This window comes from Brevibacillus sp. FIR094, from assembly GCF_050477165.1.
Lineage (GTDB): Bacteria > Bacillota > Bacilli > Brevibacillales > Brevibacillaceae > Brevibacillus.
Window position 1 is genome coordinate 1 of the sequence record NZ_JBEAES010000011.1, and the last position, 19,818, is coordinate 19,818.

General features: G+C 46.6%; 21 protein-coding genes, 3 tRNA genes and 1 riboswitch. Of the genes, 14 read left to right on the forward strand and 10 right to left on the reverse strand.

Annotation, left to right across the window (positions count from 1 at the left end; translation table 11 throughout):
- Window positions 1-60 precede the first annotated feature (60 nt).
- The 4 genes from ACQ5DJ_RS11365 to ACQ5DJ_RS11380 all read left to right on the forward strand — a co-directional run bounded on the left by ACQ5DJ_RS11365 (window position 61) and on the right by ACQ5DJ_RS11380 (window position 1,784).
- A tRNA-Gly gene (locus ACQ5DJ_RS11365) sits at window positions 61-136 on the forward strand.
- 28 nt (window positions 137-164) lie between these two features.
- Window positions 165-238: transfer RNA gene (locus ACQ5DJ_RS11370), tRNA-Cys, on the forward strand.
- A gap of 8 nt (window positions 239-246) precedes the next feature.
- A tRNA-Leu gene (locus ACQ5DJ_RS11375) sits at window positions 247-328 on the forward strand.
- Window positions 329-455: 127 nt separating this feature from the next.
- A complete protein-coding gene (locus ACQ5DJ_RS11380; RefSeq protein WP_429842569.1) occupies window positions 456-1,784 on the forward strand; it encodes a purine/pyrimidine permease in 1,329 nt (442 codons plus the stop codon).
- A gap of 15 nt (window positions 1,785-1,799) precedes the next feature.
- On the opposite strand, the gene ACQ5DJ_RS11385 is transcribed toward ACQ5DJ_RS11380, so the two are convergent.
- The gene (locus tag ACQ5DJ_RS11385) at window positions 1,800-2,471 is read right to left on the reverse strand and encodes a B3/B4 domain-containing protein (RefSeq protein WP_429842570.1); all 672 of its coding nucleotides are present in this window, start codon (window positions 2,469-2,471) and stop codon (window positions 1,800-1,802) included.
- A 115-nt stretch (window positions 2,472-2,586) separates the two neighbouring features.
- Here ACQ5DJ_RS11385 and rnhA point away from each other — a divergent pair, with 115 nt between their 5' ends.
- The 4 genes from rnhA to ACQ5DJ_RS11405 all read left to right on the forward strand — a co-directional run bounded on the left by rnhA (window position 2,587) and on the right by ACQ5DJ_RS11405 (window position 5,828).
- On the forward strand, window positions 2,587-3,021 hold the full coding sequence (rnhA, locus tag ACQ5DJ_RS11390) for a ribonuclease HI (RefSeq protein WP_186380639.1): 435 nt from the start codon (window positions 2,587-2,589) through the stop codon (window positions 3,019-3,021).
- A complete protein-coding gene (gene queG, locus ACQ5DJ_RS11395) occupies window positions 3,018-4,169 on the forward strand; it encodes a tRNA epoxyqueuosine(34) reductase QueG (protein ID WP_429842571.1) in 1,152 nt (383 codons plus the stop codon). The genes rnhA and queG overlap by 4 nt, the downstream gene beginning before the upstream one ends.
- A 26-nt stretch (window positions 4,170-4,195) precedes the next feature.
- The gene (locus tag ACQ5DJ_RS11400; RefSeq protein WP_429842572.1) at window positions 4,196-4,732 is read left to right on the forward strand and encodes a methylated-DNA--[protein]-cysteine S-methyltransferase; all 537 of its coding nucleotides are present in this window, start codon (window positions 4,196-4,198) and stop codon (window positions 4,730-4,732) included.
- 124 nt (window positions 4,733-4,856) lie between these two features.
- Window positions 4,857-5,828, forward strand: coding sequence for an amidase domain-containing protein (locus ACQ5DJ_RS11405; RefSeq protein WP_429842573.1), 972 nt, complete (start codon window positions 4,857-4,859; stop codon window positions 5,826-5,828).
- Here ACQ5DJ_RS11405 and ACQ5DJ_RS11410 read toward each other — a convergent pair whose 3' ends face one another.
- Complete coding sequence (locus ACQ5DJ_RS11410; RefSeq protein ID WP_429842574.1) at window positions 5,829-6,536, reverse strand: ferric reductase-like transmembrane domain-containing protein; 708 nt, start codon at window positions 6,534-6,536, stop codon at window positions 5,829-5,831. It lies immediately after the preceding gene.
- A 138-nt stretch (window positions 6,537-6,674) separates the two neighbouring features.
- Between ACQ5DJ_RS11410 and trmL the strand changes: the two genes are divergently transcribed.
- From trmL to ACQ5DJ_RS11425, 3 genes are all read left to right on the forward strand, one after another.
- Window positions 6,675-7,145: a tRNA (uridine(34)/cytosine(34)/5-carboxymethylaminomethyluridine(34)-2'-O)-methyltransferase TrmL gene (gene trmL / locus ACQ5DJ_RS11415; RefSeq protein ID WP_069853088.1), complete on the forward strand. Its 471-nt coding sequence runs from the start codon at window positions 6,675-6,677 to the stop codon at window positions 7,143-7,145.
- 25 nt (window positions 7,146-7,170) lie between these two features.
- Window positions 7,171-7,896, forward strand: a complete 726-nt coding sequence (locus ACQ5DJ_RS11420; protein ID WP_429842575.1) for an HAD family hydrolase — start codon at window positions 7,171-7,173, stop codon at window positions 7,894-7,896.
- Between the two features lie 145 nt (window positions 7,897-8,041).
- The gene (locus ACQ5DJ_RS11425) at window positions 8,042-8,602 is read left to right on the forward strand and encodes a hypothetical protein (protein WP_429842576.1); all 561 of its coding nucleotides are present in this window, start codon (window positions 8,042-8,044) and stop codon (window positions 8,600-8,602) included.
- A gap of 239 nt (window positions 8,603-8,841) precedes the next feature.
- Here ACQ5DJ_RS11425 and ACQ5DJ_RS11430 read toward each other — a convergent pair whose 3' ends face one another.
- Complete coding sequence (locus tag ACQ5DJ_RS11430) at window positions 8,842-9,042, reverse strand: hypothetical protein (protein WP_429842577.1); 201 nt, start codon at window positions 9,040-9,042, stop codon at window positions 8,842-8,844.
- Window positions 9,043-9,399: 357 nt separating this feature from the next.
- Between ACQ5DJ_RS11430 and ACQ5DJ_RS11435 the strand changes: the two genes are divergently transcribed.
- From ACQ5DJ_RS11435 to ACQ5DJ_RS11445, 3 genes are all read left to right on the forward strand, one after another.
- Window positions 9,400-11,298: a PrkA family serine protein kinase gene (locus ACQ5DJ_RS11435; RefSeq protein WP_429842578.1), complete on the forward strand. Its 1,899-nt coding sequence runs from the start codon at window positions 9,400-9,402 to the stop codon at window positions 11,296-11,298.
- 70 nt (window positions 11,299-11,368) lie between these two features.
- A complete protein-coding gene (yhbH, locus tag ACQ5DJ_RS11440; protein WP_017251936.1) occupies window positions 11,369-12,526 on the forward strand; it encodes a sporulation protein YhbH in 1,158 nt (385 codons plus the stop codon).
- 57 nt (window positions 12,527-12,583) lie between these two features.
- Entirely contained in the window at window positions 12,584-12,871 is a 288-nt protein-coding gene (locus tag ACQ5DJ_RS11445) for a YiaA/YiaB family inner membrane protein (RefSeq protein ID WP_429842579.1), read from the forward strand.
- Between the two features lie 189 nt (window positions 12,872-13,060).
- Here ACQ5DJ_RS11445 and ACQ5DJ_RS11450 read toward each other — a convergent pair whose 3' ends face one another.
- The 7 genes from ACQ5DJ_RS11450 to ACQ5DJ_RS11480 all read right to left on the reverse strand — a co-directional run bounded on the left by ACQ5DJ_RS11450 (window position 13,061) and on the right by ACQ5DJ_RS11480 (window position 19,687).
- Window positions 13,061-13,378, reverse strand: a complete 318-nt coding sequence (locus ACQ5DJ_RS11450) for a hypothetical protein (RefSeq protein ID WP_429842580.1) — start codon at window positions 13,376-13,378, stop codon at window positions 13,061-13,063.
- A gap of 393 nt (window positions 13,379-13,771) precedes the next feature.
- On the reverse strand, window positions 13,772-14,821 hold the full coding sequence (locus tag ACQ5DJ_RS11455; RefSeq protein WP_429842581.1) for an alpha/beta hydrolase: 1,050 nt from the start codon (window positions 14,819-14,821) through the stop codon (window positions 13,772-13,774).
- A 120-nt stretch (window positions 14,822-14,941) separates the two neighbouring features.
- Window positions 14,942-16,414: a methyl-accepting chemotaxis protein gene (locus ACQ5DJ_RS11460; RefSeq protein WP_429842582.1), complete on the reverse strand. Its 1,473-nt coding sequence runs from the start codon at window positions 16,412-16,414 to the stop codon at window positions 14,942-14,944.
- A gap of 3 nt (window positions 16,415-16,417) precedes the next feature.
- Complete coding sequence (locus ACQ5DJ_RS11465; protein ID WP_429842583.1) at window positions 16,418-16,972, reverse strand: GNAT family N-acetyltransferase; 555 nt, start codon at window positions 16,970-16,972, stop codon at window positions 16,418-16,420.
- Between the two features lie 194 nt (window positions 16,973-17,166).
- Window positions 17,167-17,250, reverse strand: a riboswitch (cyclic di-GMP riboswitch).
- Window positions 17,251-17,423: 173 nt separating this feature from the next.
- Window positions 17,424-18,086 carry a peroxiredoxin-like family protein gene (locus ACQ5DJ_RS11470; protein WP_429842584.1) on the reverse strand — a complete coding sequence of 221 codons (663 nt, stop codon included), beginning with the start codon at window positions 18,084-18,086 and terminating at the stop codon, window positions 17,424-17,426.
- Between the two features lie 84 nt (window positions 18,087-18,170).
- Entirely contained in the window at window positions 18,171-18,848 is a 678-nt protein-coding gene (locus tag ACQ5DJ_RS11475) for a Crp/Fnr family transcriptional regulator (RefSeq protein ID WP_429842748.1), read from the reverse strand.
- Window positions 18,848-19,687, reverse strand: a complete 840-nt coding sequence (locus ACQ5DJ_RS11480; RefSeq protein WP_429842585.1) for a DNA alkylation repair protein — start codon at window positions 19,685-19,687, stop codon at window positions 18,848-18,850. Before ACQ5DJ_RS11480 ends, ACQ5DJ_RS11475 begins: the two co-directional genes overlap by 1 nt.
- Window positions 19,688-19,818 lie beyond the last annotated feature (131 nt).

The following is a 19,818-nucleotide window of genomic DNA, read 5'->3' on the forward strand; positions in this document are numbered from 1 at the left end:
GCAACGGACTTTGACTCCGTCATTCCTAGGTTCAAATCCTAGTACCCCAGCCATTAAAATGCGGACGTAGCTCAATTGGTAGAGCGTCGCCTTGCCAAGGCGAAGGTCGAGGGTTCGAGACCCTTCGTCCGCTCCATTTCTCAACTTGTTTTACCTTATATCATGGAGGCATAGCCAAGTGGTAAGGCACGGGTCTGCAAAACCCTTACCCCCGGTTCAAATCCGGGTGCCTCCTCCAAAGTATTTGCCGGTGTGGCGGAATGGCAGACGCGCGCGACTCAAAATCGTGAGGGAAACCGTGGGGGTTCAAGTCCCTTCACCGGCACCATACATTTACAAGCTAACCCTGAATGTCAAGATATCTTGATGATTGGGGTTTTTTTCTGCTTTAATATGCACATAGTGTAGACAGGGAAATAGACAACTTATGCAAGCAAGAGGACGAGGTGGTTGAGGTGTTTTACAAACTGCAAGACAAGCCGCCAATGGGGATCACGACGCTGTCCGTATTGCAATGGATGATCGTAACTGTTTCCAGCAGTGTGGCGGTACCACTAATGATTGGAGACATGTACGGCTTGCAGCCTGATGAAATTGGAAAGCTGATGCAGCAGACCATGTTTTACATTGGACTCGCGTCACTACTGCAAGTATGGATTGGACACCGCTATCCGATGATAGAAGGACCGGCTGGATTATGGTGGGGGATCTTTATCATTTTGGCTCAACTCGGAACGAGCATGGGTCTTCATCCACAAGAAATTGGTCAATCCTTTCAAGTGGGGATGATATTAGCAGGTCTACTCTTTTTTATTTTTGGTTTATTAGGCTGGATTGGAAAATTACAGAAATGGTTTACACCGCTGGTTTCAGGTACGTATATGATTTTGCTTGCTGTTTCTTTGTGTAGCAACATTCTCACGGGCATGCTCGGTATTGGGTTTCAACATTCAAAAGAGGTGCAACCGGGTGTAGCACTTGTGTCCATAGGGATCGTAGCCCTTGTTGTGTTCATTATGCGAACGAAGCGCTTCTCTAGTTTTGCGGTTTTGTTTGGCATGGTTGGGGGCTGGATCGTGTACGCGCTTCTTGGATGGACAGAACCTGTCCGGCCTTCTGAGCAATTATTTTCATGGCCTTCTATTTTCTTTTGGGGCCCTCCACGTTGGGATTGGGGCGTTGTATTAACAAGTATGCTGACAGGATTCGTTCTGTTGACAAACCTTATGACGAGTCTGGCGGTCATGGGAAAAGCGACAGACACTGTGCCTACTGAAAAGCAGTACAATCGCGGTGGTATTTTTACAGGGGTATCCCATTTCCTGTCAGGTCTGAGCGGTGTGGTTGGTATGATTCCACTTTCCTTGGCAGCAGCGGTTATTCAAACGACGAAAATGGCTTCGCGCCTGCCATTTGTAATAGCGATGCTGGGGATGATGTTGATTGGGCTGATTCCCACTGTTGCTCATTTTTTGGCAGCTTTACCTACTCCAGTGGCATATGCGGCGATGTTCATTTCCTATACGCAACTGCTTGGCTTCGGCTTGAAGGATTACGTAAATGTGAAGATGGACGAACGTACGATTATTGTTGGGGGCAGCTCGCTGCTGATCGGGATCGGAGTCATGTTCGTACCGGCTGTAGCTTGGCAGCAACTTCCTGCACTAGTCAGCTTTTTGTTCGGCAATGGCTTATTGCTCGGAGTTATTGTATGCCTGGTCCTAGAACATATTGTTTTTAGAAAAAAGGAAGATAGCGTAGAAAAAGACGGCCAGGCTGCATGACGGGCCGTCTTTTTCTTAGGCGGTAACAATAGAGGAGTAAGTCAGCTCGCCACCGTTGATTTCCGTAAACATGCGACCAACTGAACCTACGATTTCTTCTTTTTTAGATTGTTCCATTTTTTCATGGAAAAAGATGACTTGGAGTAGTGTCCGGCTTTGTTCCGTTACGCATGAGCGCTTGGAATCAACAATGGGACTCCCAAATGAGCCGTTACCATCAGCGAGAAGCAGTTTCCCTTCCATGTTGACTTCGCGTCCGTTTAATCCTTCATAGACATCATCGGCGTGGCCGAGACGACATGTGATATCACCCGCTAAGTGATTGACGTCATAAATCCCAAAAGGAAGCGCGTGCAAAACTGAGAAAAAATTATTAACATCAACAGCGCTGTTGATCCAGAAAAAAGGATTTCCCTGCAGCAGTCGGCGTAGTAATGCTTCGGAGGAAGGTCGGTATCTGGACGGATCAATGCCAACTTGCTTAAAGCAGGCCCTCCACTCGCGGACGCCTTCGATTTCTGTTAGGTTTGCAGTATCGTGCTCCAGCCGCAAGCTCTCCACATAATAATTAATACGTCCCTGCAGCATTTTCGGGGAGTCACTGACAGAAGCATTGCTGTATTGTAAAATGCCGAGAGAAAACTGTGGCAGACGCTCGGACACGGAAGAATCTAGTTGAACTTTCATCTTTAGACACTCCTTACTAAACCTATTTTTGGTAGTATAACAAAAAATTTTTGTGGAAGCGACTAAGCTTCGATACAATAGAAGAGAACAGAGGAGGGAACCCCTGACGATGACGATGCGTGAGGTTGAAATTTATACAGACGGAGCTTGTTCCGGCAATCCAGGACCAGGTGGTTGGGGAGCTGTACTGATGTACGGCCAACACATCAAGGAAATGTCCGGTGCCGAACCGCATACAACGAATAACAGAATGGAGCTGTTGGCGGCCATCAAGGCGCTCTCTACATTGAAGGAGCCTTGTAAGGTGACGCTGTATAGCGACAGTGCATACTTGGTTAACTGCTTCAAACAAGGCTGGTATAAAGGCTGGTTGAAAAACGGTTGGAAAAACAGCAAAGGCCAGCAGGTGGAAAATCAGGACTTATGGAAAGAACTGCTGCAATTGATGGACACCCACAAGGTAGAGTACGTAAAAGTTAAAGGACACGCCGACAACAAATGGAACAACCGCTGCGACGAATTGGCGACAGGAGCGATTAAACAGCTGTGAACGACTTGCAGTACTGGGAACAGACAAAGCAGTCCATCATTGACTATGCCAAGGAAATTGGAATCGATAAGATCGGGTTTGCCAGTGCCGATCCATTCACGGCCTTAAAAGAACGACTTCTTGTACATCGGGAAAAGGGTTATGAATCTGGATTTGAAGAGCCTGATTTAGAAAAGAGGACGAATCCGGAACTGTTGCTGGAGGGGGCACGTTCGCTGATTTCTATAGCACTAGCCTATCCATCCAAGCTAAAAAATCCACCAAAGTCAGAGCCTGGTGCGTATCGGGGAATCTTGTGCCGTGCAGCATGGGGAACCGATTACCATCACGTTCTGCGCGACAAGCTGGACAAGCTGACTCGATTCATTATCGAGCTGGAGCCAGGAGCTCGGATCGAATCTATGGTAGACACGGGAGCATTGTCTGATCGTGCGGTTGCCGAGCGGGCTGGGATTGGATTTGCCGGAAAAAACTGTGCCATCATAACACCGGAGTTCGGATCATGGGTGTACTTGGGGGAGCTTGTAACGAATCTTCCGTTGCCAAGCGACATGCCGATCGAAGAAGGCTGTGGCGACTGTAATATATGTGTTGATGCTTGTCCGACCGGAGCCTTGATTCAGGGCGGACAGCTTGATGCACAGCGATGTGTTGCGTATTTGACTCAGGTAAAAGATTTTATTCCAGATGAATTCCGCGGGAAAATCGGGAATCGACTGTATGGTTGCGACACTTGTCAGACGGTATGTCCTAAGAATCGTCGCATCGATAACGACCATCATGCTGAATTTCAGCCTGATCCGGAGATTGCCAAGCCTTTGCTGATACCGCTGCTTCAGATGAGCAATAAGGAGTTTAAGGAAAAGTTCGGTCTATCTTCTTCATCTTGGCGGGGTAAAAAGCCCATTCAGCGCAATGCCATATTAGCACTTGCACATTTCAAGGATCGGACGGCTGTTCCTCATTTGGAGCGTCTTTTGTTCGAAGACCCCCGTCCAGTCATTCGTGGAACTGCTGCATGGTCACTTGGAAAAATCGGAGGAGAGCAGGCACAAGAAGCGCTCATTTCCGCAAAAGCAAAAGAGGCGTCACCAGAAGTAGTGGAAGAGATAGAAAAAGGGATGACCATGATTCGTGCACAGGCTTAGTTTGAATGTGAGAGGGAGGACGTAAAATGGCAAAGGAATTAGGCTATAGCATGATGGATTCACCGATTGGACCATTGCTCTTGGCTTCTACAGAAGAAGGGCTGTGCTACATTCAATTTGCCAATGAACAAGACGGATTGGCGCCTCTGGTGCGCTGGTGCAAAAAAACGTTCTTAGGAATTACCCCAACGCTCAACGATGCGATCAATGAGTCTGCAAAAAAACAATTAGAAGAGTATTTTGTAGGCAAGCGAAAGACGTTTGATGTTCCAACCGTATTGTACGGAACTCCCTTTCAAAAGGCTGTATGGAATGAGCTATCGAACATCCCCTATGGAGAAACTCGTTCTTACAAAGATATTGCCTTGGCTATTGGAGCAGCGAAAGCTGTTCGGGCCATTGGCGGTGCGAACAATCGCAATCCGATTCCTGTCATTATTCCTTGCCATCGTGTCGTTGGCTCGAATGGTGCCTTGGTCGGATACGGCGGTGGCTTATCCATTAAAAAATATTTGTTGTCCTTAGAAGAAGGCCCACTTTTTGCTCACGCTTCTTCCAAATAAGCTGTCTGCTTGCTCGGGCAGCTTTTCTTTTTCTTCTGAATGCTCCAGGAGTGACATATTCTTCATTGAGATGCACGGTTCATGGGTCTATGTCGCAGTCTGAAGTGGAAAGGAGGAGGAGAAAGTGGAGTGGCGTGAATTTGTTCAGCAATATTTTCAAGCAGTTCACCAGTCATCTATGGACGGAAAGTATGAGCGGCTGCTGCCTTTTTACTGTACAGGAGAGTCTGGCGTACAGGAAGAATGGGGTCGACTGAACCGGGAGAAGCAGAAAATCGAGGAGCGGGGAGTCAAATTATTGGCTGTCCAGGGACAAGTAACGCCCATGTGCTGGGTAGATACCGATGCCACCATGGAAATAACGGTTCAATGGGAAGAAAAGAAAACCCTGGGGATCAAGCATACCAAGTATAAAGAGGCAAACAAACGATTGTTCCAGCTCCAGTTGCTCAAAACGAATGAAAAGTGGTCGATTATCGGGGCAAGGGAGTCGAATGGTGATCAAAAAATGATGGTCGAGGAAGAGGAGGAGCCTGTCATCGTTGTGTCAGGCGTCGAGGATGCCATTGACCAACAACCTATGCTGATTGTGCATGGAGTGGGAGGATACAACGCTGCAAATGCAGTCGCGTATGCGGAACGCTACTGGAACACGACCAATCCTGTGTATCCTCGTTTTACGGATGACTGCACGAATTTTATTTCGCAATGTTTACACGCTGGCGGAATCCCTATGCTGATGTCGAAGGAGATGGGCAAGGGCTGGTGGATTCGCACGGGAAAAGGCTCCTCTTGGAGCTATAGCTGGACGGTAGCGCATAGCTTGTATTTGCTATTGAAATCGGGTGGACCACCTATGCAGGCAGTTACGAAAAGCTCTGCGGCCGAATTGGTCCCAGGTGATATTATTTGTTATGATTTTAACGGGGATGGGCGTTTTCAGCACAATACGATCGTGGTCGCAAAAGACGCGAATCAGATGCCGTTAGTGAATGCCCATACGACAGATAGCAGCATGCGTTATTGGGCATATGAGGATTCCACAGCCTATACGCCCAAAATGCGCTATGCCTTCTTTCATATAAGAGGGGTATAATTACCGCTTGCGAAAATAAGCTCTTCGTATAAAAGCGATGCTGCGAATCATCCAAATCATTGCTGCGAAAACGAGCATGTCTGAAAAGGTATGCGGTTCTCCTTTAATGGATTGGATGTAAATCAAGCCATGGAACAAGACGATGACAAACAGCCATGGATTCGCGAGATGAAGCCTTTTCCAACTGGAGCCACCCAGCCATTTTTCTGCCCGTGCAGAAGAAGTCAGCGACAGGGTTAGTAGCATGAAAAAAGCCAGCAGCCCAAGGTAGTTCGCAACGCCTGTAAGGGTCCAGTTGGGAGATGGCCACATGGTTGGATCAGAGGAAGCGAAAAAGAACAAACCCAGCCAGCCATCAGCCTTTTCAGCACGGTTGTCATCTATGATCATCAGGCGAGGCTCACTTTCAAAAAGGACGAGCACAAGAAGGACGTGCAGCAGTCCAGTTAGCCCAGCCCATATGCCGATATCTCGGCGGATGGACAAGCTGACAGCCATCCAGCCAGCAGGGAGCCTGGACTGGAGTGGCCCCATCAGTAAGGTGCAGCCAATCAAAATAAATGAGAGATAGCCAAGAATCATACTCCATGTTTCTAAGGCGGGGAACGCAGAAAAATCAGTCCACATCCAGCTGGTACCTAACAGGATCAAACTCAGGATGCTCACATGTGCGACAAGGCGTTGCCCAAATGATAGGGGTGTCCCCATCTAATCGTCACTCCTTCGATAGCCAAAAGTTTCTGATTAGATGCAGCAGGCACTCCATTTGTTACAGAAGCTGGGCACGGTGGTATAATAAGACGTGTACAGGTATCAAGTTCGCAATTTACAAGGAGATTTTCAGATATGCCGTTACATATTGTTTTGCATGAGCCGCTCATTCCGGCCAACACGGGAAACATCGCCCGTTCATGTGCAGCAACAGGAGCTCATCTGCATTTGATTCATCCGCTCGGATTTTCAACGGACGATCGTTATCTGAAGCGGGCTGGTCTTGATTATTGGCATGCAGTAAATGTTCACCATCATGAGAGCTTTGAGCACTTTGCTGCGGCACAAGGGGAAGGTGCGGGCACCTTTTACTTTGTGGAAACCTGGGGGGAAAAGTTATATTCGGACGTTTCTTTCCGGGATGGCGACTACATTATCTTGGGCAAGGAGACGACGGGCTTGCCGGAAGAGCTGACAGAAAAATATCGGGAACAGACTATTCGTATCCCGATGAGCGGTGCGACCCGTTCTGTGAACCTGTCCAATTGTGCAGCTATTGTCTTGTTTGAGGGACTTCGTCAGTTAGGTTTTCCATCGTTATCGTAAGGCATTTGGGAGGGAGAGATCCATTATGACTGTGAACACCATCCTGTTTGATTTGGACGGTACGTTATTAGAGATGCAGACAGAACCCTTTGTCAAAAGTTACTTGGTTGAAGTAGGTCGCCATGTCGGAGATAAGTACGATACCGAAAAGCTGTTGGCGCTGATTTGGGATGCGACCAAGGCAATGATTATGAACCAAGAGCCGGACAAAACAAACGAACAAGTTTTTATCGAACATTTTATGGAACACAGTGAGTGGGAGCGGGAGGAAATATGGCCTCTGTTCGATTCGTTTTATCGCGATGTATTTCCGACACTTTCTCACCTGACGTATCCTTCGCCGTGGGCGAAGCAGATTATTGCTGCCGCTAAAGAGCAAGGATTTCGGGTTGCAGTAGCGACGAATCCTGTTTTCCCGCGTGATGCGATTCACCATCGCCTCGCTTGGATCGGGATGTCCGCGGATGAATTCGAGCTGGTCACCGTCTACGAGGAGTCGCATTTCACGAAGCCGAATCCTGGTTATTACAATGAGATTTGCCAGAAGCTCGGGGTTGAACCGACAGACTGTGTCATGGTCGGAAATCACATGCAGGAGGACATGGTCGCATCCAAGCTGGGGATGAAAACGTTTTTGGTAACCAATTGGATGGAAGACCGTGGTGATCCTGAGTATCCGGTAGATCAGCGGGGATCACTAGAAGAGCTGTTTACGGCGATTTCTGAAAAAAGCGGTGTGTTTGCGCGTTAAGAATTGACCATGAAAGAATAAGCGAGAAGCAGGCTGTCCGTTTGAAAAAATGGTCAAGCCTGCTTTTTCACATACTTTTCCCAAAATCATTAGGTAGGCTAGGGGTGTACGACCATGTTTTACATAATAAAGGAGGAAATCCTGCATGAAAAAACTTGTTTCGTCTCTGGTGATGGCTACGTTGCTGTTTAGTGGTATCTCTGTAGTGACTGCGGCGGATACATCAGCGGATGCTACGGCTAAGCACTCGAAAGCAGAGAAAAAGGAAGAAAACAGAGCAAAACTGAACGCGAAGGCTGCCAAGTGGGGCGTAGAAACATCGGAAAAAACAAATAAGGAAGTAAAAGCAGGCATTCAAGAAGCAAAGGCAGCAAAGAAAACAGAAAACGCTGAGAAAAAAGCGGCAAAAGAAGCGAAGAAGCAAGAACAACTCGCCAAGCTAAATGATAAAGCTGTGAAGTTGGGCGTTGATACGGCAGGTAAAAAGGCGAAGGAAGTAAAAGCGGCTATTAAAGAAGCAAAAGTAGCAAAAAAAGCAGCAAACGCTGAGAAAAAGGTAGCAAAAGAAGCGAAGAAGCAAGAACAGCTCGAAAACCTGAAAGAAAAGGCGGCCAAGTGGGGCGTTGACACAGCAGGTAAGAGCGTAAAAGAAATCAAGGCTGAAATCGAAGCGAAGAAAGCAGAAAAGAAAGAGAATAAGAAATAACAAGAAAACAAAAAAAGCAGGTTGCCACAGTAGGCAGCCTGCTTTTTTCCCCTGGTTGCTTCTTACATGTTCCAGGTTTTGTCCTCGTTGTAGCCAGCTGTCAGCATGAAAAACAGAAAAGCTCCGAAGACCAATGCTACGATAAATGTACCCACGTTTGACAGCTCCTTTCGTAAACAAACTACTTTCATTATAGCGTAGCCTGCCCACTTTGCAAACGAATTAAAGCTGCTGCACCCTTAAGTTAGTGACAATTTACGATGGTCATGAACCATTTTCAAAAAGGCACTAACCGATATGTACACACTCAGTATTTCTCCCGTATCGAGCTCCATTCCTGTCACTGCTTGGTAAATGAATATCGAAAGAATCATTAAGGTCGCAATGCCGGTCAAAAAAAGTCCCTTTTTCACTTGAATGCGTTCTGCTTGAATGTCCATGAATTTTGCCTCCCGTTATTTTAAGCCAATCCATATTGGCTTCCGTGTATGTTGCTTATGATTGTATTTTACAGGGGAGAAGGGATTACAAACCATCGAATCAGCTTACAGCTACGTTCGCTAAACCTTACAATTCCGTAATCTTCCAAGCCGTAAAAAAGCAATGTGACGGATTTTTATGGGAAGATTGCTGAAACTTGTGCTGATGTCTCGCATACACATATGTAAAGGCTGTAAGAGCCTGTTGGCAACCGGAGAAAACGGCTTGCACGTGAATGCGTGACCGCAGGCGGACATATACATGAGAGTACATTGTCGTTGGGAAGAGAGAGGGCTTAAGAGGGAGGAGTGTCGAACATGGACATTTTAAAACGGATCGCTGAGCACCGGGCCCGCGAAGAAAACCTGATGTGGAGAGGAACATTCGCCGAATATTTGGATCTGGTACGTAAAAATCCGCAAATTGCCCAGACGGCGCATTCACGCGTCTACAACATGGTTAAAAGTGCGGGAGTTGAAGAGAACGAGGATGGCTCACGTTCGTATCAATTTTTTAGTCGGGAAATCTTCGGACTGGATCGTTCTGTAGAGCGCCTAGTGGAGGAATATTTCCACTCGGCTGCGCGTCGTCTGGATGTCCGCAAACGCATCTTGCTCTTGATGGGACCTGTGAGTGGCGGTAAGTCTACGCTCGTGACGATGCTCAAGCGAGGACTGGAAGAGTATTCAAGGACGGAAGCCGGAGCGATCTATGCACTTGATGGCTGCCCCATGCACGAAGAACCACTTCATCTCATCCCGCACGAGCTGCGTGCAGAGGTGGAAGAAGAGCTGGGAATCAAGATTGAAGGAGAATTGACGCCTTATAACCGGATGAGGTTGGAGAACGAATATGGAGGGTGCATCGAGGATTTCCCTGTTCATCGGATTTTGTTTTCCGAAGCCAATCGTGTCGGGATCGGTACATTTAGCCCTTCCGATCCGAAGTCTCAGGATATTGCCGATTTGACGGGGAGCATCGACTTCTCGACGATTACGAAGTACGGCTCTGAGTCCGACCCGCGTGCTTATCGTTTTGATGGGGAGCTGAACAAAGCCAATCGCGGATTGATGGAATTCCAGGAAATGCTGAAATGCGACGAGAAATTTTTGTGGCATCTCCTGTCGCTGACACAGGAAGGAAACTTCAAGGCAGGTCGTTTTGCCCTCATTTCTGCAGATGAGCTGATTGTTGCACATACGAATGAATCTGAGTACAAGGCTTTTATTGGGAATAAGAAAAATGAGGCACTGCAATCTCGGATTATCGTCATGCCGATGCCGTATAATCTGCGTGTCAGTGACGAAGAAAAAATATACGCGAAATTAATCAAGCAATCCGACTTGGGGCATGTGCATATTGCGCCGCATGCGCTCCGGTCAGCAGCAGTCTTTTCCATTATGACCCGCTTGAAAGAATCGAAAAAACAAGGGGCCGATCTGCTGAAAAAGATGCGGCTGTATGACGGTGAATCGGTGGAAGGCTTCAAGGGAGCCGATCTGGAAGAACTGCGTAACGAGCATGCCGACGAAGGAATGTCCGGTATTGATCCGCGCTATGTTATCAACCGTATCTCTAGTGCACTGATCCGCCGCGACACGGAGTGCATCAATGCGCTTGATATTCTTCGGGCACTGAAAGAAGGCTTTGACCAGCATCCATCTATCACCAAGGAGCAGCGGGAGAGGTATATGAACTTTATCTCTATCGCGCGCAAGGAATATGACGAGCTGGCGAAAAAAGAAGTGCAGAAGGCGTTTGTTTACAGCTACGAAGAGTCGGCAAAAACGCTCATGGATAACTATTTGGACAATGTGGAAGCTTATTGCAACATGAACAAAATCCGTGACCCCGTTACAGGTGAGGAGATGGATCCAGATGAGCGCCTGATGCGTTCCATCGAGGAGCAAATCGGCATTTCGGAAAATGCCAAGCGGGCCTTCCGCGAAGAAATTCTCATCCGTATTTCGGCCTATGCGCGTAAAGGGAAACGTTTTGACTACAGTACGCATGATCGCCTGCGGGAAGCTATCGAGAAGAAGCTGTTTGCCGATCTAAAGGATGTCGTCAAGATTACGACCTCGAACAAAACGCCGGATGAGCATCAGCTCAAGAAGATTAATGAGGTCACTAAGCGTCTTATCGAAGAGCATCAATATTGCCCCGTTTGCGCAAATGAGCTGCTGCGCTATGTGGGTAGCCTGTTGAACAGATGACAGAACTTTGGCGACATAAGGAGCACGTCATATTCGGCGCAGATTGCGCCAGTTGCTAGGAGGAGACGGCATGAAAGATGAATCATCGTTCATTGTCTCCCGGGAAGACTGGTCGCTGCACCGCAAAGGGTACCAGGACCAAAATCGACACCAGGAAAAAGTGAAAGAAGCGATCAAAAAAAATCTGCCCGATCTCGTCAGCGAAGAAAACATCATCATGTCGAATGGTCGGGAAGTCATTAAGATCCCTATTCGCTCCCTGGATGAATACCGATTGCGTTTTAACTTCCAAAAGGGAAAACATGGCGGTCAAGGTAAAGGAAACAGTAAAGTAGGCGATGTCGTCGCCCGTGACGGCGATCCGGCGCAAGGGCCAGGAAAGGGTCAGGGAGCGGGTGATCAGCCAGGTGTAGACTACTACGAGGCTGAAATCAGCGTAGAAGAATTGCAGGAAATGCTTTTCGCCGAGCTGGAGTTGCCGAACCTTCAACAAAAAGACGAGGAACAAATCGTCGTGGAAGAGACTCGGTTTAATGATGTCAGGAAAAAAGGCTTGATGGGCAACATTGATAAAAAACGTACGCTGATTGCGGCCATCCGCCGAAATGCGCTGGCAGGCTACAGTGATATGGAGCTGGGGATCACCGATGATGACCTGCGCTTCAAGACGTGGGAAGAGATCATCAAGCCACATTCCAATGCTGTCATTATTGCGATGATGGATACTTCCGGATCGATGGGTGTGTTTGAAAAGTATATCGCCCGCAGCTTTTTCTTCTGGATGGTACGTTTTCTGCGCACTAAGTACGAAAAAGTCGAGATCGTCTTCATTGCCCATCATACGGATGCGAAGGAAGTAACGGAGGACACCTTTTTCTCGAAAGGGGAAAGCGGGGGGACGATCTGCTCCTCTGCCTACAAAAAGGCGTTGGAGATCATCGATAGCCGCTACCCAACATCGCAGTACAACATTTACCCGTTCCATTTTTCCGATGGCGACAACCTCACGTCTGACAATGAGCGTTGCGTAAAGCTGGTGAAAGAGCTCATGGAGAGATGCAACATGTTCGGCTATGGCGAAGTGAATCAGTATAATCGTCATTCAACCCTCATGTCAGCATATCGCCACATCAAAGAGCCGAAATTCATGCATTGTGTCATTCGGGAAAAGGGCGAGGTATACAAGGCGTTGCGTACTTTCTTTGGCAAGAAGGAAGCTGTGAAGTAATCTATAGAGGCAACCGGGCGAGAAATCGTCCGGTTGACTTATGTGAGGGGTGTTACTATGTATCCACAAAAGCATCGGATGCGCAACACGGGAGCCTTCACTTTCTTGGCATACTTTACATTGGGCGCAGGGGTACTGCTATTTTCCATCGGTTTATACAATGCGCCAGGTCTTCAGCTACACGAAAAGGGGTATTATATCGCATGCATGCTTTTGGTAGCAGTTGGATCGATTTTGACACAAAAAGTAGTGAGAGATAATGCAGAGGATCGAGCGATTATTGAGGAACAGGAAAGAGATTTTAACTTGAAGGTATCGAAAGCGGAGAAAGATACGCCGAAATAGCCATCATCAGGATATACAGGTCGCGTAGTCTTTTAGACGAGCGGCCTTTTTGTTCTTATGTATAACGAGCCGTTTTCATCCTCTAGTAGGTATGGTCGGCTCTTACTCGTTGATCCTCTCAACCGATTTGCATAATGTTTACGTTTGCTGCGACAAACTTGATTTCTTCCAAGTTGGTATTCACTAGCTTCAGTTCGTTCGTACCTGGTCCTGTAAGCTTTGATACAGAGGAACATCATTTAGTGTCAGCAGGACGCGAACAGGCAAGTTCGCGATTAACGGACATTCGATAAAATTGTAGCAGGCAAAGTAAGTAGCATGGGGAGCTAACGAGATAACGGTTGGGGTTGTTTGCGAGAAAGAAATACCCGTGCCGTTGATGACCTCGGCTTCTAAAAAGGGTACGGGAGAGTTATAGGGAACATTGACGTAGCCGTATCCGTAGATTGCCGCATTATTCGCGGTTACTGGGGCGGCGTTAACGGTGTTGACCTCACTAATTCTCACATTTACCCCGCTAAAATTCGCCCCAGATACGCCTAAAGGTGGAAAGCCGACAAGCTGCAAGACGCTTGGATTTGGGCTTGCTGGCGTGTTGAAAAGGCCGCCTCCGGTGCGGTTGGGGCGTTCTGACCAAGGGGCATGGCGGTAGGGAAGGAGAGGGTTTGCGAGCCAGGGATGAGCACACCGTTCAAACGAAGCTCCGCTGAAGCTACTCTTCCAACAGTCGGCGTACTGAACTCGGCATTGTATTCACAAAAATACGTTTTATGTGGGGTAAGAAGGATATTTGAGAGCCCCTGCAATGTAATAGAGGTCCCATTTTGGACAATGGTGGTGAGTAAAGCTGGAGCAACCAAACTAGTCAAAATTGGACGGGGATTCAAAAAACCGTCAGGGTCATGCCCTGGCGGTCTTTCGAATGAGCTCTACAAACTCCTCTGCCTTTTCAATGTGTGGAGCGTGCCCCACATTTTCCATGACAATCTCCTGATAGGAACCACCAGCACGCTGATACTGTTCGAGCACGTCTCGAATTTGGGAGACCATCGGCTGCGGAGGATATTCGTCTTCCCCCGGCCATCCGGGAACATAGCCAAGCTTTCCTAGCGTACCGAAATCAGCAAGTGACTGATCCGAGATAATGGCATCATCCGCACCGCGAATCCATAAAATTGGGCACTTCGGCTCAATCTGGACAATACCGGACAAATTAACGTATTTGGGAGAAATCGCATTTGTAATCCCTGTCGTTCCAGGAGCAACACCGGGCCAATCGTTTACATATTCAAAGGTACCGGGGTAAAAGCCCTCTCCGGTTCTCGTAGAGAGTATCGCGCTCACATAACGGTCTTCCTGCTCTGGGCCAACTTGGAACGGGGGCTTGAAATAAAGCTGATTCATGACATTGCGAGGGCTGGAGGGAGATTCATTACTCCTATCTTTGGCTGCCATCCTTTTGACCAGCTCGGAGTTGGCGGCTCCTCCACCCGAGCCTGAGAAGCTGCTGTAGCACGGGGTGCCAGCTATATCCTTGGTTCCGCCGAAGCCGTAAGGGGACATGGGGGCGACCAGAATGAGGGAGCGTACTTCCTGCGGGTGATCGATGGCAAACTGCATCACGATCCCACCGCCCAACGACCAGCCGGCAAGATGGACCGGTGTTGGCAAGTCCAATGCCCGAATAAACGAATGAAGGTCATCTGACCAGTCTCGCAAACCGCGTGTCGCATCGATAGGCAATGCTTCACTTGCTCCAAAGCCACGCATATCAGGTGCATACACACGGTACTGGTCACATAGAGCCGCAATGGTATCATCCCAGAACAAGTTGGCTGATGCATTGCCGTGAATGAGGAGAAGGGGTTCTCCTTCCGGTAGGTCTGCTGTCAGATAGGAAACGTGGAGTCGATCGGTCTGAATCGTTTTTGTTTCGATTCGTGCATCCATCAATGATGTGCCTCCTTTCATTGTATGAGAACTAAATATCAGAATATTTTTATTATATATTTGTTGGGTTACAAAATGAGAAAAGAAAACAACCGCCCGTGAAAGGCGGTTGCAGGAAGGTTACATATGGAGACCACGCATCTGTTGTTCGATTTTCTCAAAGCCGCCAGAAACTTTAACGACTTCGTCTTTTTGCTCAGAAACGAGAACAAGTACTTCTTCCAGGCTCTCTTTATTCTTGTCGGTAATATCTGCGTTCACTTCTACTTTTGCGCCGACTTCTTGAATCATGCTGTGAACATGGATGATGAACTCTTGCAGGTTTTTCGTTTTATCCGCGAAGTTTTGCATGTAGTTATCTACATTGGTGAACATTTCTTGTACTTCGAGGATGCCCTCGCTATTTTTCTCAAAAGAAGTCTGTGACTCGGAAATCATATCCGATACGAGCTTCATTTTTTCGCGGATGGTCATAAGCAGGCTCGAGATCGACTCAGAGGACAGCTTGGAGGATTCAGCCAGCTTGCGTACTTCATCTGCTACGACAGCAAATCCTCGGCCATGTTCGCCTGCACGAGATGCTTCAATCGTGGCATTGAGTGCCAATAGATTGGTTTGTGCAGAAATCTCGGAAATGGTTTGAATGATTTTCCCAATCGATTCGGTTTCTTTATTGAGCTCTTGAATCAGCTGGTTCGTACCTTGAATGTCTGTGATGAATCGTTCAAAGTCATTGCCGATGTTACCAATGCGTTTTCCGCTCTCGCTAGTAGCTTCTTTGGTTGATTCTACGTACTCATGCATTTCTGTAACTGAGCGGGTCATGTCCTCAACTTGCAGATTCGTCGAGCTCATTTCCCGACGCAGCTCGTCCGTATTGCTGGTCTGGACCGTAAAGGACCCCATAATTTCTTGCAGGGAAGCGACGGTTTCGACTGCGCGAACATTTACACCGTCCGTCACCTTGTTCAAATTCTCTTGATAGTCTTGCATAGAGGTGAGTGATTCATTGATCTGATCCAGAACACGTTGCAACGATTCCTTCGAGGCAATCGCTTCTTGCTTTTGTTGCTCACTTTCCTCTTGCAGCTTGTTGTTGAATACAGCATGCATCATGCTCGTGACAGAGACGAAGCAGAAGGTAAGCAGGAAGTACATCAGATCAAGATCGTTTGTCGAATGGAAAATCGTTTCTCTCTGTGTCAGGAAGTAATAAGAGACAATACCCAATGTCGATACAATCGTCAAAATATTAATGAGTCGGTCTTGATAAATCCCCATGACTGCTACAAAGAACATAATGGTCATGATATTGATCATATGCGGGTCCAGTCCAACTACGATGAACATGAAGATCCCGATTACGGCGAAGTTGAAAAACTTCATGAAGGGCGCTGCTTTTTCACGGAAGCTCGGGCGATTGGAGATGTAAGTAAAAGGTGCCAGCACGCCATACAAAATACCCAGTACCGTGAGAACGAAAGTGAACGGTACGCCTAGAAAGAGGTTTAAGACTTGAACAACCGTAATAATACTTGCGAATACGATTACGACCCAATTGTTTCTTCTTCTCAATAGATCAATGTTATCCATGTTTTACCCACCTACCTCGACTTTTACTTGGTTGGATGACGACGAATTGTACCAGGAATATTTCGGATCGTGCTTATTGTCATAGACAGCTTTTAGATGGAACAGGGTCGGAATGGCATCGGCCCCTTTGTAAAAGACGATATCTTTGGTCTGAGTCGCCTTTACTTGATACTTCTTGTTAATGAACGTAAAAAAAGTCGGATCTGATACCCCGATTGCGTGGGTATAACCATGCTTTTCAGCGTAATCTATCATCAAGCAAATTCCTTTTTGCCCTAGTTGTCCGCGGTATTTCGGCAAAACAGCGAGACTGTCTACCTCCATTACTTTCATATCTTCTGTAACAACATCCTGAAAAAGTGATTTCATATAAGCACTTGATTTGGAAAAGGGCGTCATTTCAAATGTTCCACCTGCTTTACCATCTTCGGCAAGTAAGAGGAACCGAGCCGAGCCTTCTTTCGCGTACTCCATCTCGAAGCCCATGCTTGTCCATACTGTTTCTTTGATTTCATGAAATTTTGCTAACTCTTGTACGGTTTCTACTTGTTTGTACATAACTTCTCCACTCCATCATTTTCTCTGATTGAACTGTGTTGTGTATGTTTGACGTCACTAAAGTTATGTTTTTCCATCCGTTACGAAAATGAAAGTGCTTTCATCCTCCTTTCAAGAAACGAAACACAAAAAAAGGCCGTTCCATGGAAATGGAACAACCGAAGCTACCAACATCGAAAAAATGGTCTCAAGATGATGGCAACCCGGCTATCATGGTCAAAGACTGTAGACCCGTGGTTTTGCGTCGCCACCTTTCGATGACTTTGCCTTTTGCACTTTTTAGCAAAAATTGTAAAGATGTGTCGAATTTTGCAAGGTATAATCATGCAAAATATAAGTCAAAAGATATATCCTTGTCAAGTTTTGGTAGGGAAAATAAACTATTTGTTCATAAAGTATAGACGTACAAAAAACCAGTTGTGGGATCAACTGGTTCTTCGTTATATAGGCGTTAGGTTAGGGTACGCAGAATGTCCAAAACTGTACTAGGCTCCATGCGTTTTTTGTAATCAGAATCTAAGCCTGCTGAACGGATTACGCCCTGGTTGTCGAGGATATAAGTAGCAGGTATGGGGAGTGTCCAGGAATCTTCGCTATTAAAACGAGTGAGATCAATATCCAATGATCGGTAGGTATCATGTAAATAATCAGGCAGTCTGAATCTGAGTTTATATTTTTCTGCTACTTGGTTATTGGTATCGCATAACACGGGAAAGCTCAGTCCGTTTTTCTCTTGCATAGTAAGAGAGTGTGCAGGAGATAGTGGACTAATGGCAAACAATTGGACACTCAGAGAAGTTATCGTATCGATCTGTTTTTGGTATGCTTGCAGCTCCAAATTGCAGTAGGGGCACCATGATCCACGGAAAAATGTGAGGACGACGGGACCTTTTCCGAGTTCTTCCGACAAGGTAATAGTCTTGCCAGTGTGATCGTTCAACGTGAAATCAGGTGCAATCGAACCAATCGGCAAACCCTTTGCTTGTCCAGAGGTACGCAGCTCCTCGATTGATCTTGTGAATGCATCTGTTACTTCACGAGTGAGTAAGTCTGCTATTTGAATAGTTGTAAAATCTAGCTCTTCGCGCAGGCTCTGAAAATGTGGTTTATCCATATGTCATTCCCCTCTTTTTCGAAAGAATAGTAGAAGCCATAGCTTTACGATATCTTTCTTTTGGAGGGAAAGATGTGAACTGGATTACATTCTCTTCAAAATTTTGTCCCGATGAATGGAAATGGATTTAAAGCCTGTTTGGATCAGTTCTTCCTTTGCTAAAGCACGTAATGCTACTGTCACGGCTTCCCTGGATGCCCCAACAAAATGGGCAAGTTCTTGATGGGAAAGAGGTAACTCAATTTGTTGAAACGCTGAACTGTTAGGATTGCCAAATTGATCGGCAAGCTTTACTAACGTGGAAATAATGCGATCTTGTAAAGGGAGGAGTGCAAGATTTTCGGCTGCCTGGCTGATTGAAACCATTCTATCGCTAATGAGCTTCATGATCTTCATCATCAGTTGCGGATGTTCGATTATGTAGCTCTCAAATTTTGCTTTGCTCATTTTACAAATGAGGCAGTCTTCGATGGCTTCTATATACATCTCCCGTGTACCTAATGAGAGGAGATCCACTTCTCCAAACACATTACCTTCCCCGAGGATATCGAATGTGAACTGCCGCCCATCCCGATTCACTTTATATAAACGTACTTTCCCCTGTTTGATGAAGTAAAAGCCTTCTGAAAAAGTTTCTGATGTTTGAATACACGTATTTTTGGGGAAAGGGGTTAAGGAGGTTAATTGATCGATTAAGTGCAAACTTTCCTCGGATAATGAATTCAACAAATAAAATTGGGATAAATATGTGATTCGGTTCATCATTTTTGTTCGGTTTGGGTCTTCAGGATCGTTCTTTTCGCTTTGGTGACAATTCTTTTCGTTTCCTTTGTATCAGAGATTTTCAGCCACTCGTCACAAAGCTGCGTCACCCAGTCAGGTTGTGATTTACTCGCATCGTTCAACCAATTCCCTACAGAATCTTGAACATATTTGGACGGATCTGACTTCACTGGCGTGAGCAAAGGCAGACAGCGACCAGGCTCATTTTTCAATGCGTCAATATGCTTGCACCAGACCCCTCGAGGGCGTGTGGCTTCTACCGCAAAGCGGCGAATATTTTCGTCAGTATCAAGTACCCATTCGCTCAGGAGTTGAATGGAATGGTTCAGATCATGCACGAGAGAATCTCGAATTGCCATCCATGCGATCTCTCTCACTCCAAAATGATGATCAGCCGCGAGTTTTCTTATTTGCCTTAGCTTTTCTTGGAGCGTTAAGGTGTTGTCCAGGCCGATGATATAGGCACTCCAGCAACGTACACTGTCTGACTTGTGAGTGGCCAACGATAGGAAAATGGGAGACGTAGCTGTGGGTTCACCCGATTTGTGTAAGATCGCAAGTAGTTCTAGGCCAATCAGACGGATCGCTTTCATTCCGTTCGTAGATCCCGTTTCTTCTAATTGATCAACGAGTTGAGAGATATGTGCGTCTAATTGAACATGAGGCAGAACGCTTCGTAACAGATGAATATGATCAACAGCCTGCCATTCAGTCAAATTGACACTTTCTAATTCTCCAGTATGAAGGAGTGCTAATATATTGTCAGGGATGAGCGAGGCTTTACTTGCTCCTTTTCTCGTGTATACCGAATCCGGCATTTTCAACAAACCCCTTTTCACAGAAATGGTAGACATTCAAGACGGAATGGCTGCAACAAAAGTATACATAAAAATCACCCGTAACAAAAATTTCCCAACCATCCGATAACTAGAAGGAATAGGAGGGGATT

Excerpts from the sequence above, each read along its gene's own strand:
- ACQ5DJ_RS11480 (WP_429842585.1), bottom strand. The coding sequence starts at position 19,687 with ATGCCGGATTCGGTATACACGAGAAAAGGAGCAAGTAAAGCCTCGCTC.
- ACQ5DJ_RS11470 (WP_429842584.1), bottom strand. The coding sequence starts at position 18,086 with ATGGATAAACCACATTTTCAGAGCCTGCGCGAAGAGCTAGATTTTACA.
- rnhA (WP_186380639.1), top strand. The coding sequence starts at position 2,587 with ATGCGTGAGGTTGAAATTTATACAGACGGAGCTTGTTCCGGCAATCCA.
- ACQ5DJ_RS11455 (WP_429842581.1), bottom strand. The coding sequence starts at position 14,821 with ATGGATGCACGAATCGAAACAAAAACGATTCAGACCGATCGACTCCAC.
- ACQ5DJ_RS11425 (WP_429842576.1), top strand. The coding sequence starts at position 8,042 with ATGAAAAAACTTGTTTCGTCTCTGGTGATGGCTACGTTGCTGTTTAGT.
- ACQ5DJ_RS11460 (WP_429842582.1), bottom strand. The coding sequence starts at position 16,414 with ATGGATAACATTGATCTATTGAGAAGAAGAAACAATTGGGTCGTAATC.
- ACQ5DJ_RS11385 (WP_429842570.1), bottom strand. The coding sequence starts at position 2,471 with ATGAAAGTTCAACTAGATTCTTCCGTGTCCGAGCGTCTGCCACAGTTT.
- ACQ5DJ_RS11475 (WP_429842748.1), bottom strand. The coding sequence starts at position 18,848 with ATGAACCGAATCACATATTTATCCCAATTTTATTTGTTGAATTCATTA.
- ACQ5DJ_RS11410 (WP_429842574.1), bottom strand. The coding sequence starts at position 6,536 with ATGGGGACACCCCTATCATTTGGGCAACGCCTTGTCGCACATGTGAGC.
- yhbH (WP_017251936.1), top strand. The coding sequence starts at position 11,369 with ATGAAAGATGAATCATCGTTCATTGTCTCCCGGGAAGACTGGTCGCTG.
- ACQ5DJ_RS11465 (WP_429842583.1), bottom strand. The coding sequence starts at position 16,972 with ATGTACAAACAAGTAGAAACCGTACAAGAGTTAGCAAAATTTCATGAA.
- ACQ5DJ_RS11420 (WP_429842575.1), top strand. The coding sequence starts at position 7,171 with ATGACTGTGAACACCATCCTGTTTGATTTGGACGGTACGTTATTAGAG.
- ACQ5DJ_RS11445 (WP_429842579.1), top strand. The coding sequence starts at position 12,584 with ATGTATCCACAAAAGCATCGGATGCGCAACACGGGAGCCTTCACTTTC.
- ACQ5DJ_RS11400 (WP_429842572.1), top strand. The coding sequence starts at position 4,196 with ATGGCAAAGGAATTAGGCTATAGCATGATGGATTCACCGATTGGACCA.
- ACQ5DJ_RS11430 (WP_429842577.1), bottom strand. The coding sequence starts at position 9,042 with ATGGACATTCAAGCAGAACGCATTCAAGTGAAAAAGGGACTTTTTTTG.
- trmL (WP_069853088.1), top strand. The coding sequence starts at position 6,675 with ATGCCGTTACATATTGTTTTGCATGAGCCGCTCATTCCGGCCAACACG.
- ACQ5DJ_RS11435 (WP_429842578.1), top strand. The coding sequence starts at position 9,400 with ATGGACATTTTAAAACGGATCGCTGAGCACCGGGCCCGCGAAGAAAAC.